Source organism: Oleiphilus sp. HI0125, assembly GCF_001635355.1.
Genome location: NZ_LWGF01001311.1, coordinates 1 through 15933, shown reverse-complemented (window position 1 = coordinate 15933; position 15933 = coordinate 1). Strand labels below are relative to the sequence as shown.

At 44.4% G+C, this 15933-nt stretch carries 10 protein-coding genes; 6 read left to right on the top strand and 4 right to left on the bottom strand.

Going from position 1 to position 15933, the window contains the following annotated elements; genetic code table 11:
* From A3762_RS22595 to A3762_RS22585, 3 genes are all read left to right on the top strand, one after another.
* The coding region (locus A3762_RS22595; protein WP_156493679.1) for an MFS transporter at positions 1 to 1142 on the top strand (1142 nt) is incomplete at its 5' end.
* Positions 1143 to 1344: 202 nt separating this feature from the next.
* Complete coding sequence (locus tag A3762_RS22590; protein WP_068757738.1) at positions 1345 to 3204, top strand: DUF1302 domain-containing protein; 1860 nt, start codon at positions 1345 to 1347, stop codon at positions 3202 to 3204.
* A 47-nt stretch (positions 3205 to 3251) separates the two neighbouring features.
* A complete protein-coding gene (locus tag A3762_RS22585; protein WP_068757736.1) occupies positions 3252 to 4595 on the top strand; it encodes a DUF1329 domain-containing protein in 1344 nt (447 codons plus the stop codon).
* A 444-nt stretch (positions 4596 to 5039) separates the two neighbouring features.
* On the opposite strand, the gene A3762_RS22580 is transcribed toward A3762_RS22585, so the two are convergent.
* The 4 genes from A3762_RS22580 to A3762_RS22565 form a co-directional block, all read right to left on the bottom strand.
* Positions 5040 to 5942 (bottom strand): acyltransferase, encoded by a 903-nt coding sequence (locus tag A3762_RS22580; RefSeq protein ID WP_068757733.1) that lies wholly within the window; start codon positions 5940 to 5942, stop codon positions 5040 to 5042.
* A gap of 79 nt (positions 5943 to 6021) precedes the next feature.
* Complete coding sequence (locus tag A3762_RS22575; RefSeq protein ID WP_068477701.1) at positions 6022 to 6351, bottom strand: YkvA family protein; 330 nt, start codon at positions 6349 to 6351, stop codon at positions 6022 to 6024.
* Between the two features lie 3 nt (positions 6352 to 6354).
* Positions 6355 to 8769 carry a hypothetical protein gene (locus tag A3762_RS22570; RefSeq protein ID WP_068757731.1) on the bottom strand — a complete coding sequence of 805 codons (2415 nt, stop codon included), beginning with the start codon at positions 8767 to 8769 and terminating at the stop codon, positions 6355 to 6357.
* An 89-nt stretch (positions 8770 to 8858) separates the two neighbouring features.
* Complete coding sequence (locus A3762_RS22565) at positions 8859 to 11630, bottom strand: ATP-binding protein (protein ID WP_082869303.1); 2772 nt, start codon at positions 11628 to 11630, stop codon at positions 8859 to 8861.
* Between the two features lie 123 nt (positions 11631 to 11753).
* Here A3762_RS22565 and cysM point away from each other — a divergent pair, with 123 nt between their 5' ends.
* From cysM to A3762_RS22550, 3 genes are all read left to right on the top strand, one after another.
* Positions 11754 to 12644 (top strand): cysteine synthase CysM, encoded by an 891-nt coding sequence (gene cysM / locus A3762_RS22560; RefSeq protein ID WP_068477695.1) that lies wholly within the window; start codon positions 11754 to 11756, stop codon positions 12642 to 12644.
* Positions 12645 to 12682: 38 nt separating this feature from the next.
* Complete coding sequence (gene rlmD, locus A3762_RS22555; RefSeq protein WP_068757727.1) at positions 12683 to 14035, top strand: 23S rRNA (uracil(1939)-C(5))-methyltransferase RlmD; 1353 nt, start codon at positions 12683 to 12685, stop codon at positions 14033 to 14035.
* A gap of 34 nt (positions 14036 to 14069) precedes the next feature.
* Positions 14070 to 15933 (top strand): bifunctional (p)ppGpp synthetase/guanosine-3',5'-bis(diphosphate) 3'-pyrophosphohydrolase (locus A3762_RS22550; protein ID WP_068757725.1); only part of this gene is annotated, 1864 nt, incomplete at its 3' end.

Here is a 15933-nt window from a genome sequence, read left to right as displayed (position 1 = left end):
AACTTTCCGTTTTTTACTTCGTATACTTCGCATTACTTGGAGTGATGGCGCCTTATCTAGGGCTGTTTTTAGAAAGTGAAGGATTTTCAGCTGCAGAAATCGGTCAGCTGACGGGCTTGTTGATGGCGACGAAAGTGATTGCTCCTAATGTTTGGGGTTTGATCGCAGATCGCACACAAAAGCGTTTGTTGCTAATAAGACTCGGTGCATTTTTAACGCTGGTCTCTTACCTCGGATTTTTCTTTGCTGAAAGCTTTTGGTATTACGCATTGATGATTATTGCGTTCAGCTTTTTTTGGAATGCCATCTTGGCGCAGTTTGAAGTTATTACCTTACATAACCTGGGTGCTGATGTTGATCGCTACAGTTTGGTCAGAGTCTGGGGCTCTATTGGTTTTGTTGTTGTGGTTATTGCGCTTGGATATATTTTTGAAGAACGCGGGGTTGGGCTATTTCCCATAGCGCTGTTAATTATTATGTCGGGTATCGCGTTATCTACGTGTATGCGCTTTGATGAGCCAGTGGCACAACAAGGCCATGAGATATCTCATTCTCTGAGTGAAGATCTGACGCGCAATCGCGCTTACTTATTTTTCGTAATTTGCTTTTTGCTTCAGTTTTCACATGCGGCTTATTACTCCTACTTTAGTTTGTATATGGAGCAACTCGGTTATGACAAGCTGAGCATTGGTATTTTTTGGGCCTTGGGAGTTATTGCCGAAGTTGCGCTGTTTTTTGTTATGCACCATTGGCATCGTAAACATGCAGTGCCTCTGATTATGGGCATCGCTCTTTTATTTAGCGCACTGCGATGGGCGATGATAGCTGGAGCAAGCGAGTATGTTCTTGTGCTCGTTATTGCACAGTTGCTTCATGCTTTTTCATTTGGTGCTATGCATGCGGTTTCTATCCGTTTTGTGCATGAGCATTTTCACGCCAAGAACCAAGGAAGGGCGCAAGCTTTATATAGCAGTCTTGGATTTGGTTTAGGTGGCTTTGTTGGTGCTTTTGTCATTGCTGCGTTGGTTGAAGAGTCAGGTTACGCAAATCTTTTTTGGATTAGTTCACTGATTGTGTGTTTTGCCCTTTTCGTTTTGAGCCTTTTTTGGACTTCTTTCGTACGAGATCACAAAGTTCGGTAAGCGATTGAAAAAAAAATTTTTTAAATTGGGCGAATATCAAAATTGTGTCTATGCTTTTTTTAATGGACTAAGTCTGCCGAGCGAATACTTGTTGTAGGCTGACTAAAACTATGAAAGATTTTCCTAGCCTTTTTTACCCCTGCTCAGGTTAGAAAAGTACTACGTCGCAAGTATTGCGACTGAAATTACGGAGTAGCGTTCGATGACAAAAAAAATACAGTTGTCGCGACAAATGCGTAAGATGCCATTGGCTCTTGCTGTTGCGGCTGCATTCTCTACACCAACTTCTGCTGTTCAGTTCTACATTGGTGATTATGAAGCCAGTATTGATACCACCTTGTCTGCAGGTGCGAGTTGGCGTTTAGAAGATCCCCATCCATACAATATTGGTTTGGGAAATGGTTTTTATGGCCAGAGTGCAAACTCTTCAAATGCGAAATACGAAGCATTAGGTGCCTCGATTAACAGTGATGATGGTAACCTGAACTTCGAGAAAGGCGATACCTTCTCTGAAACGATTAAAGGCAGTACTGATTTTTTAATTCAAGGCGATAGCGTTGGTGCTTTTGCGAGAGTGCGTTATTGGTATGATTTCGTGCTTGAGGACGAGAAGTTCGCGAATGATGGTGTGAACCCTACGCGTACTTTGAGTAAAGACGGTCAAGATAATGCATCCGATATAGAGCTAATGGATGCGTATATTTTTGCTGACTTCTATTTGGGTGAAATGCCTTTAAGCGTTAAAGCGGGTAAGCAAGTTGTGAGCTGGGGTGAATCGACCTTCATTATCAACGGTATTAACGTGATCAATCCAGTCGATTTACCAGCATTTAGAGCGCCGGGTGCAGAAATCAAAGATGCCTTATTGCCTGTAAATATGTTGTATTCGTCGTTAGGTTTGACTGAAAACGTTAGTCTAGAAGCGTTTGTCCAATTGGAATATGAAAAGACACGCATTGACGATTGTGGCACGTTCTTCTCAAGCGTTGACTACGTTGCAGACGGTTGTGGTCCGGTATACGCAGTAAACCAATTGCCACAAAGTGAAAACCAACTAAGCAATCTGACTATTGAGCGTGACGGCGATATTCTACCTCCAGACAATGATCAGTTCGGTGCCGCTGTGCGCTGGTATGTTCCAGAATTGAATGATACTGAATTTGGTTTTTATTACATTCAATATCATAGTCGTTTTCCTAACGTGAGTGGTAGAGCAGCGAACGCTGTTGGTGATTTTTCTAGTGCCGCATACCAGATTGAATACGCGGAAGATATTAAACTTTATGGTATTAGCTTCAATACAACCACCCCGGGCGGTGTGTCGTTAAGCGGTGAATATAGTTTTAAAGAAGACATGCCATTGCAGTTTAATTCACAGGATCTTCTCTTCGGTGCAATCGGTGACCCATACTCTCCGGTATTCCAAACTCGTGTTACCGATACAAATGGTAATGGGGTAAAAGATCCGGCTGATTTCGCCACACTTGCGGGACAATCCACACAAGGTTTTGACCGGTATAATGTGTCGCAGCTCCAATTTACAGGTATTTCATTTATTGACCAAGTTCTGGGTGCAAGCCGCTTGGCGTTAGTGGGAGAGATTGGCGGTACATATGTGCATGATTTGCCAGACGTGAATGAGGTTCGTTATGGTCGCTACGATCAAGCCGGGTTCGGTTTAACTGGTGATTGGGGTTTAGGTGCTGGTGGTGGTCTAGCGAACTGCCAGTCAAAGATTCCGCAAGGTATTTGTGATACCGAAGGTTATACAACAGACTTCTCTTGGGGATATCGAGCGCGTGCGGCATTAACATATAATGACGTCTTCGCTGGTGTGAACTTAACGCCAACGCTCTCTTATTCTCACGATGTAGATGGTTATGCTCCGGCTCCAGGTGCGAACTTTATTGAAGGTCGTCAAACCATTGGACTTTCAGTTGCAGCCGACTACCTTAATCAATATCAAGCGAAGTTAGGTTATACAACATACTTCGGAAATACTCGTTTGAACCCGCTAAGTGATCGTGACAACGTATCTCTCAGTGTTTCTTATTCTTTCTAAGTTAATCGCTAGTCTGGACGCAACCGGATTTAACGAGGTTATATTTAATGAGACTTAAAAAATCTTTATTAGCAGTTGGTATTATGTCAGCTGCAATTGCTAGCTCCTCAGCGTTTGCAAAGGAGCTCGGTGGTGATCTAACACCAATTGGTGCAGAAAAAGCCGGCAATGCTGACGGCTCGATTCCTGCATGGACAGGTGGTTTAACGACACCTCCTGCGGGATACACAGCTGGCGGCGATTATGTTGACCCTTTTGCTGATGAAAAGCCTTTGTTCGTGATCTCAAAAGCGAATGTTGGCGAATATGCGGATAAGTTGAGTGAAGGCCAAAAGGCGATGCTCAACAATTACGACACCTATACCATCCCTGTCTATACATCTCATCGTACAGCAGCATATACGGATGATGTAGTTGAGTATGCGAAAGCGAATGCCGCAAACGCTCAACTGATTAAAGATGGTAACGCACTTTCTAATGTGCAAGGTGTTGTTCCATTTCCAATTCCAGATAGTGCTTTAGAAATTATTTGGAACCATATTTTGCGTGCACGTGGTGGTAGTTTTGAGCGTAACTCTGTTCAAGTGACTCCTACTGCCGGTGGTACTTATCAACCAGTAAAATTCTATGAAGAGTTTTCTGAACGTCATGATTTGAGAGACTTTGCTGAGAACAAAGACGATAACGTTATGTTTTACTTCAAGCAGGTCGTTACGGCGCCAGCTCGTTTAGCAGGCAACGTTTTGCTTGTGCACGAGACCATCGATCAGGTTGCTGAACCGCGTCGTGCTTGGATATATAACTCTGGTCAGCGTCGTGTTCGTCGTGCTCCTCAGGTGGCGTATGACGGTCCGGGTACAGCAGCTGATGGACTTCGCACATCTGATGGTTTTGATATGTACAACGGTGCACCAGATCGATACAACTGGGAGCTTCTAGGCAAGAAGGAAATGTACATTCCTCGCAACTCTTTCAAGCTAGATGATAAGTCCCTGACATATGGAGATATTGTTAAGCCTGGTCACCTCAATAGCGATTATGCGCGTTATGAATTAGCTCGTGTTTGGGTTGTTGAGGGTACCTTGAAAGAAGGTGAGCGTCATATCTACTCCAAGCGTACTTTTTACATAAATGAAGATACTTGGGGTATTGCTGTTGCTGATCATTATGATGGTCGTGGCGACTTATGGCGTCATGCCGAAGCGCATAGTAAGCCTTTCTATGATCGCAGCATTACGCTAACTACTATTGAGTCTGTACACGACTTATTATCTGGTCGTTACATAGCGAATGGTATGGTCAACGAAGAGCCAAGCCGCTATAACTTCGACAAGACCTTTGCAAGCAAAGACTTTACATCTGCTGCATTGCGTCGCTCAGCGCGTCGTTAACACGTAGCCAAAGATAAAAAAACCGGATCGTTTTGGCGATCCGGTTTTTTTATACGCGAATGAAAGTTATAAGCATGTCAGTTTCTTTCTTTCCTATTGGATAACTCGGCGATACTTTACTTGTCTCTTCTATGCTTGGGCTCTTTGTCTTACTTCAAGCATTCATACGTCCCGATCATTTGTCTGTAGCTGATCGTTTTAGACAGCTCTATATGTCTCAAACCTTTGTTTCATGACGGCGGTGCTGGACAAGATTATTCATATGATCTCTGCTATTTAGGGGGCGTGAGCTCGATAAGATACATTGTTAATAGACTCACATTGTATGTATTAAAATGGGATTGATGGTTGAATTACTTGGTGCTGATATGAAAAGACCCAGCGAAGGCTAGGTCTATTTCTTAACTAATTTTTGTAAGGCCTTATCGGTTTTGCTCTTAATCCTTAGTATTCGTGCTGAGCTTTTAATTTTGCGATATGTTGATCTTTCTCGATCCATAGCTCATTAACCCAGGCTTGGAACTCAGCCTTGAATTCAGCATCGCTAGTATAGTCTTTACCTAAAAACTGCTTTGGAATGTCGACTTTTCGAATATCCACTACCACTCTGCTGACCTTTCCACAAAACATATCCCAGATATTTTTTGGGCTATTTGGGTATAGCACTGTCACGTCTAGCATGGTGTGCATTACTTCACCCATGCTTCCTAATACGAAAGCGGCGCCACCCGCTTTGGGCTTTAATAGGTGTTCAAAAGGTGAATCTTGTTTTGCGTGCTTTTCGGGTGTTAGGCGGGTGCCTTCCATAAAGTTGAATACAGATACCGGCGTATATTTAAACTTTTCGCATGCTGCTCTCGTTACTTCTAAGTCTTTGCCCGCTAGTTCAGGGTTCTTTTTAATCTGCGCTGGCGTTGATCGCTTCATAAATGGGAAATCGAGCGCCCACCAACATAATCCAAGCAGTGGAACCCAAATAAGTTCTTGCTTAAGGAAGAACTTAAGCATTGGAATTTTTCGGTTAAATACTTTCTGAACGACAGGAATGTCGGCCCAAGACTGATGATTACAATTAACAAGATACCATTCGTCCTTGCTTAGCCCATCTAGCCCCGTTACATGCCAGTCCATTTTTAGGAATAAAGTGAATAGGCTGCTGTTTACTCCAATCCAAAAGGTAGCGATTTGGATCGCGATTTTTGTGCAAATTTTGCTAAGAAATGAAAGTGGCAAAATAAATTTTAGAAGTGCCACCGACATTAAGAATGGGAAACACACAATGGTATTAAGAATAATGATCAGAACGATCAATACGCCGCGAACAACTCCGGGTAAAAAACTGAACATCGGATGCCTCTTCTTTTATTTTTAGCGCAGTCTAGCGATCCGAGAAATCTGAATCAACCGCTGTAAGGTGAAGAAGCTGTTATGGAATGATTTGTTCCGCTTTGTCGGCAGCCTTTTGTTTGTTTTCGTCCGTGATATGGCCTGCGAGCGCTGAGATTGCAGCAATCATCACGCCTAAATCATCGGTATAGCCTAGTACGGGTGTAAGATCAGGGATGCCATCGATAAAACTAATGAAATAGGCCAGAGCCCCAGTGATAACGCCTTTGCACCACGTAGGTGTTTTGGGGTCGCGCATGGTGTAGTAGAGTAGCAGCGCTTTTTCGATGGTTTCGCGACCTGCAGATTTATAAGCGCGTTTCAGCTTATCCCGAAACGCTTCTTTGGTGATCGCTGGTGGTTTGCTCATGCGCTAATTGTCGAAGGTCGGACTAAGATCTTGGTCTAACTGTGCGAACACTAGTCCAAGAGCATTATCCTGTAGCCAGAGCAAATTGATTAATTTGACTGTCTTGCCTGTCGCGCCATCTTCTCTTGCCGCGAAACCTCGCAGTGTTAACGCATCCCCACCGATATTGAAGACTATCTCTACTTGGCCTTTGTCGAGTGAGCATGATGCACTGTTATAGTTGGTCGTGCTTGAAATAACTGGCATTGAAAGCGTGCCGCTGCTGCTCAGGTCATGCTCGACCGATACCGATTGCAAACCGAGAGTTGCCCTGCAGCCGCTGCCGTCCTCTTCTAAACTTAAGCGCGATTCATTTACATTTGCTAGACGATGCTTATCTGCATCCATATAGAAATAATTTCCACTCAATGTGAAATCAAGAGGCGTGCTGCTTAGGGTGATATCATCGTTACGAGCCTTAGTGGCGATGATAAGGCTGCGTGATGCGCTGTTGTTTGATGTGTCGCGGGTTGTGAAAGCTAAGTGCTGGCCATTTTCAGTCATATGCCCAATTGCTCGGTCAGAGCCTGTTCCCAGAGTAAGCAATCCAAAAGTATCGAGAGTGCCGCTGCCGCCTTCGTAGAGATCTAGGCTCCGGCTACCGCTCAAACCTCCAGTCTGTTGTTGTGCTGCGCTAAAGACCATGTCTTTATCTCGCGCTAATTCCCACGTGCGATAAAAATCGCTTGGTGAATTAGGTTGGCTCTCTGATACGCTTCTTCCGCTCAAACTCCACTCTTTTAATTGTGCTGTAACCTGAACTGGCTTTCGAGCTGTGTCGAGCGTATTGGTATCCATTGCAATGCCAAATTCAATAACGTCATAGTCTCCTGTGATAACATCTTCACTCACTGTTTCCGGAGTTCTTAAACCATGAAGCTCCCAAGAGAAATAACGTAGTTTTTCAGCAATATCACCACGTTCAAATTCTTGAGTGGCGCTGTCCTGAGTGACGTCATAAATGCTTGCAAAGCCATAACCTGCACCGGTGAGCCAAGTAGGGCTATCACCGTAATCAACCGGCGGCTCAAAGTCTAGCTCCGTTAAAATAGTATTAGGCTCTTGTTCATTGACGCGATAGAGTTTGTAGTACACAGGGTTGTAGTCGTAACCATATAACAGACTGCCCCCAGTGTTGCGTTCGGTCACGATTTGAGCAATTGCACGGTCATTCAAAAAGAAACCTTGTGTGCTTAAATGTGTCCCGTTAACGAGCGTACTTTCATTCTGGTCTGAAGAAGTTAAAAAGCTATAGCGATTCTCCGGACGGCTCGGTTCTGTAGTAGCGGTGACATTCGTTGTTTTGAAGCGAAGTGTAGACATTCTCATTGGAATATTTGGTAGCACTTCATCGTAACGATAGTCTAGGTAAAAAGAGTTATTGATGAGTTGCGGAAAAGCTTGGCTGTCGTCACCACTTTCAAGGTTGGTGCTTAGTGTTAAAAGTTTGTTGTAACGCGAGTCGTTGTCGATATCTTCAATAAATCCCATGCCAAAAATGACGGAGTTGAAAATCAGACTTGGTCTGAGTCGATTTTGAATGTCGCCATTTAAGATGTCTGGGTCTAGCACCGTGTCATAAGATTCACGTACAGTACCTTTAGCGATAGGGGAGTCTTCGCGAATGATTTCACCAACGGCTGTATCAATATGAATCATTAAATCCGACTCGCCTCGCAACAAAGCGAGGACTTCATCTGCTTCTTGGGCTGGTTGAATTAAATCGTCGTATTCATAAATTCTTGCAGTATCAGAAATAAATGAAAGCAGACGCGATTTCGCACGGTGTTGCGTTTCACAATCAGGATTGACGCCAGAGCATGGTCGATGTTTGTTTAATTCATCGCGAGAGTTGATCTTGTCGAAGAAACGCTCAACAGCCAGATGAGTGCCGAAACTTACAGTAATCGATTGGTCTTCGCTTTCTACGCGACGTAATGGAGCATAAAGTATGTCGCCATTTTGATATTCAACCCTCACCACATGATCAATTTGGGGTTCGAAATTGGTTTCAAATTCTAACTTACAGCCCGGCGCGTCTGGTTTCCCAAATCCAGCTCGTTTTACTGAGGCGTAGTCCGGAAAACTTGATGACACATTAAATTCCGTCATGTCAAAGTCGAGCCGAACAACAGAGATATTTCCACACGGAATGTTATCGTCCACCAAAATAGGTGCAGTGTTCGATGAGAACCCGCGTTGATGCATTCTGGCAGTGCCTTCAACAGTAATTGCAGCAGTTACTACATCTCTTGCAGGGTCGGTAGAGGGTTTATTAAAGGTGGGGCCGCCGCCTCCGCCTGGACCGGCAATACCACACGCGTTCAGAGTGAGAAAGGATGATAGAAGAAGAGCGTACCGTACAGTTTTAGATGACATACGAAGACAACAGAATTCTGACTAAATACAAAGATTGATCATAGCACGCGGCGAAAGGTTTGCGCTTGAACTTGTCGTGTTTTTTTAATTTAGCTTATTGTTATCTCGGGCTCGTTTTGTTGTGAGGCTGAAAAGTCATCTGTGCTTTCAAACCAAAACTCTAACTCATTAATTGCTTGAATGGTTTGTTGTGTTTTTAGCAATACGATATTGGCGGGCTCTTCAGTTTTGATGGCGATTTCTGCCTGCTTTACTGCGTGTCTTAACTTTGGGGTGCCACAAAGTAAGCTCAAACCATGCAGTTTATGCACGTAATGTCCAAGTTGTTCCGTGTCGTTATTCTCCATTGCCATTTCCAAGTCCGAACGAGTGCTGGGCAATACGGCGATTAGATTATTGGTAAAGTCTTTCGCGAGTTCCGAATTGTTATTGCAGAGGTAAACCGCTTCATTCCAATTGAAAGCTTGTATTTCAGCGGAAACTTTCGGTTCATCTTGCACCGGGTTTTCAATCGCGAGTTCGGGCAGATACTTTTTAATGGTCTCAGCGAGTTTTTGCTCGTTTAAAGGTTTGGTCAATAGATCTACAAAACCTTGCTCAATGAATGCATCCTTTTCATTTGGTAGGGCAAAAGCAGTCAGGGCTATGATTTGGTTGTGATCGTAATAATTACTAAGGGTTTTGATACGCTTCATGCCTTCAATGCCATCCATGTCCGGCATTTGAATATCCATCAGAATAAGTGGGTAATATTGCTTCTTACATAAATCGATTGCTTGCTCAGCACTATTGGCTAAATCAATATCAATGCCCATTTCTTTTACGAGCGCCTTAACCAGGCTCAAGTTCATTTCATTGTCATCGACGGCCAGAATCGTCGCATTATTCGCAAAATGAGGCAGAGCATATTCCTCGGCATGGTCTGAGGTAATGCCTTTGTTTAAAGCCGATACTAAACTTTGCGATAAATTCGTGTAGGTAGCGGGCTTTGTCATATGCACGCTAATCTGTCGCAGTATTTTATAGTCGTAATGTAATAGCGATGGGGTATAGGTAAGAATGTTGATGTCTAAGGCATTTACACATTTAAAAGCTTGGTAAATACATTCTTCTTCGAGTTCTTTATCGCTTAATGAGATAAGAGCGAAGCGATTAGTTTGTGTGTCGTTCTTTCCGTCTTGCTCAATTGCTGAAATCAGCTCTTTCAATGTATCGAACTGTTGGTAGGGAATGTTCAAATAATTGAGCGTATGAATGATATTTTGCTTAGAGTGATGATGCGGTTCGTATAAATAACAAGATTGATTTTCGAGCTTAGGATGCGTGGCTTTCGGATTCTGCACAACAGGATTTTCGATTGGCAGGGTAAACCAGAACGTAGACCCTTTATCTAATTCACTCTCAACACGAATCGTTCCACCCATTTCGTGCACTAAGCCTCTGCAAATACTAAGGCCTAGTCCCGTTCCGCCGAATTGACGCGCGGTTGAGGCATCCGCTTGAGAAAACGCTGAGAAAATAGATGACTTTTCTTCCTCTGATAAACCTAGACCTGTATCGCTTATCGCTATTTTTAAATTGTCGGTCTCTTCTTTTAAGCTGTCATCGAGCATCACTCGAACAATGATTTCGCCCGTCTCGGTAAATTTGATGGCGTTATTGACGAGGTTAGCAATGATTTGTTTGATGCGCAGCGAGTCGCCATCAAGCATTCCAGGAACGTCGTCATAATATAGGTAATTCAGTTCCAGACCTTTGTTATGGGCTGACGGAGCCAGCATCACGACAACGTCTTCAATCAGCTCATAAAGCGAAATCGATTCTTTTTCTAATGCGATACGGCCTGCTTCAACTTTCGAAAAGTCGAGTATGTCGTTAATGGTGCTGAGCAATACTTCAGATGACTTTTGAATAGCGCGTAAATTGCCCATTTGCTGCATGTCGAGAGGGCTGCGCATTAGTATTTTTGAGAACCCTATAATGCTGTTAAGCGGAGTGCGAATTTCGTGACTCATATTGGCCAAGAATTCTGTTTTTGCCTTGTTTGCTTTGATCGCTTTTTTACGCGCTAGATCGAGTTCGACGTTCTGAATTTCGATGGTTTCGAGCGTTTCTCGTAAGTCTTGCGTGTTTTGTTCAATTTCTTCACGCACATCATTTTTATAACGATAGATTTGACTGCTAATTTCAGTTAGCAATTGCTCATGATCGTGGAGATCTTCTGATTCAAGCTGAGGAAAAATGGGAGACGATGACCCTTTGTTTGCAGAGATCAGAGCCTCTTTAATACGAGCAATGACATGTCGAACTTGCTGTAGTAAATACTTCGCCATAAGGATTGATATCAAGCTAGAAAAGATAAAAATAATTACCGCAGTTTTGATGACCTTTTCTTGTTGAGCTTGCAGGCTCGTCCGATCAACTAAGGCAATCAGCCACGATTGTTGTGGTTCGCCACTAGCGCTCTGCATTGGTAGCGTTTCGATGTATACGGCTAGGTTCCCGAGGCTAATGATCTGTGTGCCTGTATTAGGGAATCTATTTGGATTAATAGGCGGAGTGCTGTCATCGCCGACGTGCGCGATAACTGCTCGTTCTTCATTAATCAAAGTGAGATGGCTGACTTCGGGCGATAATAAGAGGTTTTTTAGTTGATCTTGGTAGTAGGTACGGTCGTATTGCTGTCGAGATGAAATTGCAATCTTTGTACTGAATATCAGCTGATATATTGAATTTTCATAGCTGCTTTGGCGGTGCTCAAGTGCCCTGTGTGCGACAAAAAATGTGATCGCTAATGACGCTGTCACCAAGCAAATGCTGGTGGTTAAAAGTATGCGTGACTTAATATTCAGAGAGTTCATGCCCACATCACTACCACGATAGTGTTGAATTATTATTTATTGCCCCGATCTTACCACGCATTGTGATTGCGTAAGGTGTATGATTGCGCATTATTTTTGGCTGTGACCCTAAGAGATAAGGATATGAGCTTTCCAACCATTGAAGACTACGTCGGTGAAACGCCTTTGGTACGACTTCAGCGTTTAGCGGGAAATACGTCCAATACGATTTTATTAAAGCTAGAAGGTAATAACCCTGCAGGATCTGTGAAAGACCGTCCCGCACTGAGCATGATTCAACGCGCTGAAGAACGCGGTGATATAAAGCCTGGCGATACCTTAATTGAAGCGACGAGTGGCAATACTGGAATCGCGCTTGCTATGGCTGCGGCAATCAAGGGTTACAAGATGATTTTGATCATGCCGGACAACGCGACAGAAGAACGAAAAGCTTCAATGTCTGCTTATGGCGCGACTTTGATTCCTGTAACCTCAGAAGAGGGCATGGAAGGCGCGCGTGATCTTGCATTAAGAATGCAAGCTGAGGGCAAGGGCTTAGTGCTCAATCAGTTTGGCAACTTAGATAACCCGCTTGCGCACTATCAAGGCACAGGGCCTGAGATCTGGCGTCAAAGTGAAGGAAAAATTACGCACTTTGTTAGTTCTATGGGAACTACGGGCACGATTATGGGCTGCTCACGTTACTTCAAAGAGCAGAATCCAGATATTCAGATTATTGGCCTACAGCCTGAAGACGAAGCATCGATCCCCGGTATTCGTCGTTGGCCAAAAGAGTACTTGCCAACTATTTTTGACGAGACGCGTGTCGATCGCATTGTTGATATGGGGCAGCAAGAAGCCGAAGACACAATGCGCCTGCTTGCTGAGAAGGAAGGCATCTTTTGCGGGGTCTCTTCCGGTGGCTCTGTTGCAGCGGCATTGCAACTAAATCAAGAACTTGAAAATGCGGTAATTGTCGCCATTATTTGTGACCGAGGTGACCGCTATCTCTCTTCAGGCGTGTTTGCGAAATAGACAGCCTGCAATTAATTACTTAGAAGACTGAACATATTATGGCGAGAAGACGCAGAAAAAAGCTTCCTGTAGATCCAATTGAATGTGACATTACTGGAGGCTTAAGTCATGAAGGGCGCGGGATTGCCAAATTAGACGGAAAAACTCAGTTTGTTGATGCGGCATTACCAGGAGAGAAAGTCTCTGCGGTATATGTCGAAAAGCGCGGCAAATTCGATGAGTTGAAAACAGTAGAAGTACTCAGCGCCTCAGCGGAGCGTGTTGAACCTCCTTGTGCACACGCCGAGATTTGCGGCGGTTGTAGTTTGCAGCACATGGAGACCGATGCTCAGATCAAGTTCAAAGAGAATACACTGCGTCAGCACTTTGAACATTTCGGAAATCTTGAGCCGAAACAATGGATTGAACCTATGACCGGTCCAACGACTGGTTATCGCGGCAAAGCACGCCTAGGTGCGCGATTTGTAGCGAAAAAAGACACGGTATTGGTTGGTTTTAGAGAGAAGCGTAATAGTTTCTTAGCCGACATTCAGCAGTGTGAAGTGCTTAACCCGATTGTTGGTCACCGATTAATGGATTTGCGAGCACTCGTGGCAAGTTTGTCGGTATACAAAGAATTGCCGCAGTTTGAGGTTGCCTTAGGTGAAGATGCGAGTGCGCTAGTCGTGCGACACATGGCGCCTTTAACCGAGGAAGATACCGTTAAGCTGATACAGTTTGGCCGAGATAATGCATTCCATATTTACTTGCAGCCTAAAGGCGTTGATACCGTACACCGTATTTGGCCGGAGTCTGAAGGCAAAGACGAAGATCGCTTGCACTACACCTTAACGACGCCTGATGAGCAAGAAGTGAAGTTGGCGTTTCATCCTATGGACTTTACGCAGGTTAATGCCGATATCAATAAGCAAATGGTGCGTCGCGCACTAGAATGGCTCGATGTTCAGAAAGATGAGCGTGTTTTAGATTTGTTCTGTGGTTTAGGAAACTTCACCGTGCCGCTCGCCACGCAAGGTAAAGAGGTTGTGGGCGTTGAAGGCGACGATGCAATGGTTGTACGTGGCAAGGAAAATGCTTTACTTAACGATCTTGATAACCTGCGCTTCTATGGTGCCAATTTACAGGCGGACTTCACGAAAGAAGAATGGGCGCATGAAGGCTTTGATAAGATTCTTATCGATCCACCGCGCTCGGGTGCTTTGGAAGTCTGTCAGTATCTCACCAAGTTTGGTGCGAAAAAGATCGTGTACGTCTCGTGTAACCCCGCAACCCTTGCACGCGACGCAGGCGTAATTGTTGAAAATGGATATCGTTTGGTGAATGCAGGTGTTATGGATATGTTCCCGCATACATCACACGTCGAGTCGATCGCGCTGTTTGTGAAAGACTAGTCGATACGAATTAATAAAAACTTATGGATGTCGCATGGTAAAAGTTCGCGAAGATTACATCGCAGATTTATCACCTGAACAAGGGATCGAGCAATGGCTCGAGAACTTGCAGAGTGATACGAATCTGAATGAGATCGAGCGCGTGCGTGAAGCTTGCCATGCCGCTCTAGAGTACAGTAAAACGCCGTCGCACGAAGAACGTTACTGGAGTAACTCCAATCACGACACCTTCATGATTGGCATAGAAATGGCGCAAATTTTGGCGGAACTCGATTTGGACGAGCACGCGATTATTGCCGCCATTCTCTATCGAGCGTTTCGAGAAGAAAAAGCCTCGCTCGAGGAAATTCGCAAAGGCTTCGGTAAAGAAGTCGCGCAGTTGATTGATGGTGTCTCGCAAATGGCTGCCATCTCTTCAACGCATCAACCTTTCAAAGGTTCAATTCTTGGTCAGAACCAAGGTCAGATCGATAACGTGCGTAAAATGCTTGTCACGATGATCGATGACGTGCGCGTTGTATTGATTAAGTTAGCCGAAAGAACTTGCGCGATTCGATCCGTGAAAGATGCAACACCAGACAAACGTCAGCGTATTGCCCGAGAAGTATTTGATATTTACGCGCCACTCGCACATCGCTTAGGCATCGGTTACATCAAGTGGGAACTGGAAGACTTAAGTTTTCGATATTTGCATGAAAGTGCCTACAAAAAAATTGCGAAGTTATTGGATGAGAAACGCATTGCACGTGACGACTTTATTGTTGATGTGACAGCTACCATTGAGCGTGAATTAGAAAACGCGCATATCGAAGGTGATGTGGCTGGTCGAAGTAAACACATTTACAGCATTTGGCGAAAAATGCGCCGTAAGAATCTCGATTTTTCTGAGATTTATGATATTCGCGCCTTCCGTATATTGGTTCCTAAAGTCGCAGACTGTTATGCGGCACTTGGCGTCGTGCACTCGCTTTGGCGACACATTCCTTATGAATTTGATGATTACATAGCGAACCCGAAAGAAAACGGATATCGCTCATTACACACCGCTGTGGTAGGTCCTGGCGGTAAGGTCATGGAAATTCAGATCCGTACTCAAGAGATGCATGACGAAGCCGAGTTAGGTGTCTGTGCGCATTATCGTTACAAGGGAACTGACGTTAAATCAGGGTCGACTGGCTACGAAGACAAAATTAATTGGTTGCGCCAAGTTCTAGAGTGGCAAGAAGAAGTCGGTGATGTTTCAGAAATAGCGCAGCACTTAAGCGCTGATGTCAACGCCGATCGTGTGTATGTGTTTACACCAAAGGGGCATGTCGTCGATTTGCCAAACGGTGCAACACCCGTTGATTTGGCGTATCGCGTTCATACCGATGTAGGTCATGCTTGTCGCGGTGCAAAAGTGAATGGTCGTATTGTTCCGCTTACGTACCCTTTAAGAACTGGCGAACAAGTAGAGATTCTAACCTCCAACAATCCAGCGCCAAGTCGAGACTGGTTGAACCCGAGCCTCGGGTATATTCAAACGTCTCGATCCCGTGCCAAAGTCGTTCATTGGTTTAAGCAACAAGATCGTGACCATAATATCCAAGATGGCCGCGCCATTCTCGAAGATGAATTAAAACGCCTATCTATTGGTGATCTAGCCTTTAAAGATTTAGCGCAAGAAACCAAATTTGATAATGCGGATGATATGTTTGCTGCGATTGGCGCCGGTGATTTAAAACCAACGCAAGTTGCGCATGCGGCACAACGTTTATTGGCGCCAGAAGAACAGCAACTCAAGTTGAAGTTCGAGCCCAAGCAACGTCGTCAGCAAACGAAAGCAGATGATGATATTCAGATCCGTGGTGTTGGTCGCTTGCTGACGACCATGGCAAATTGCTGTAATCCCGTGCCAG

Coding starts and splice junctions, on each gene's coding strand:
- A3762_RS22590 (WP_068757738.1), top strand. CDS start 1,345: ATGACAAAAAAAATACAGTTGTCGCGACAAATGCGTAAGATGCCATTG.
- A3762_RS22585 (WP_068757736.1), top strand. CDS start 3,252: ATGAGACTTAAAAAATCTTTATTAGCAGTTGGTATTATGTCAGCTGCA.
- A3762_RS22580 (WP_068757733.1), bottom strand. CDS start 5,942: ATGTTCAGTTTTTTACCCGGAGTTGTTCGCGGCGTATTGATCGTTCTG.
- A3762_RS22575 (WP_068477701.1), bottom strand. CDS start 6,351: ATGAGCAAACCACCAGCGATCACCAAAGAAGCGTTTCGGGATAAGCTG.
- A3762_RS22570 (WP_068757731.1), bottom strand. CDS start 8,769: ATGTCATCTAAAACTGTACGGTACGCTCTTCTTCTATCATCCTTTCTC.
- A3762_RS22565 (WP_082869303.1), bottom strand. CDS start 11,630: ATGAACTCTCTGAATATTAAGTCACGCATACTTTTAACCACCAGCATT.
- cysM (WP_068477695.1), top strand. CDS start 11,754: ATGAGCTTTCCAACCATTGAAGACTACGTCGGTGAAACGCCTTTGGTA.
- rlmD (WP_068757727.1), top strand. CDS start 12,683: ATGGCGAGAAGACGCAGAAAAAAGCTTCCTGTAGATCCAATTGAATGT.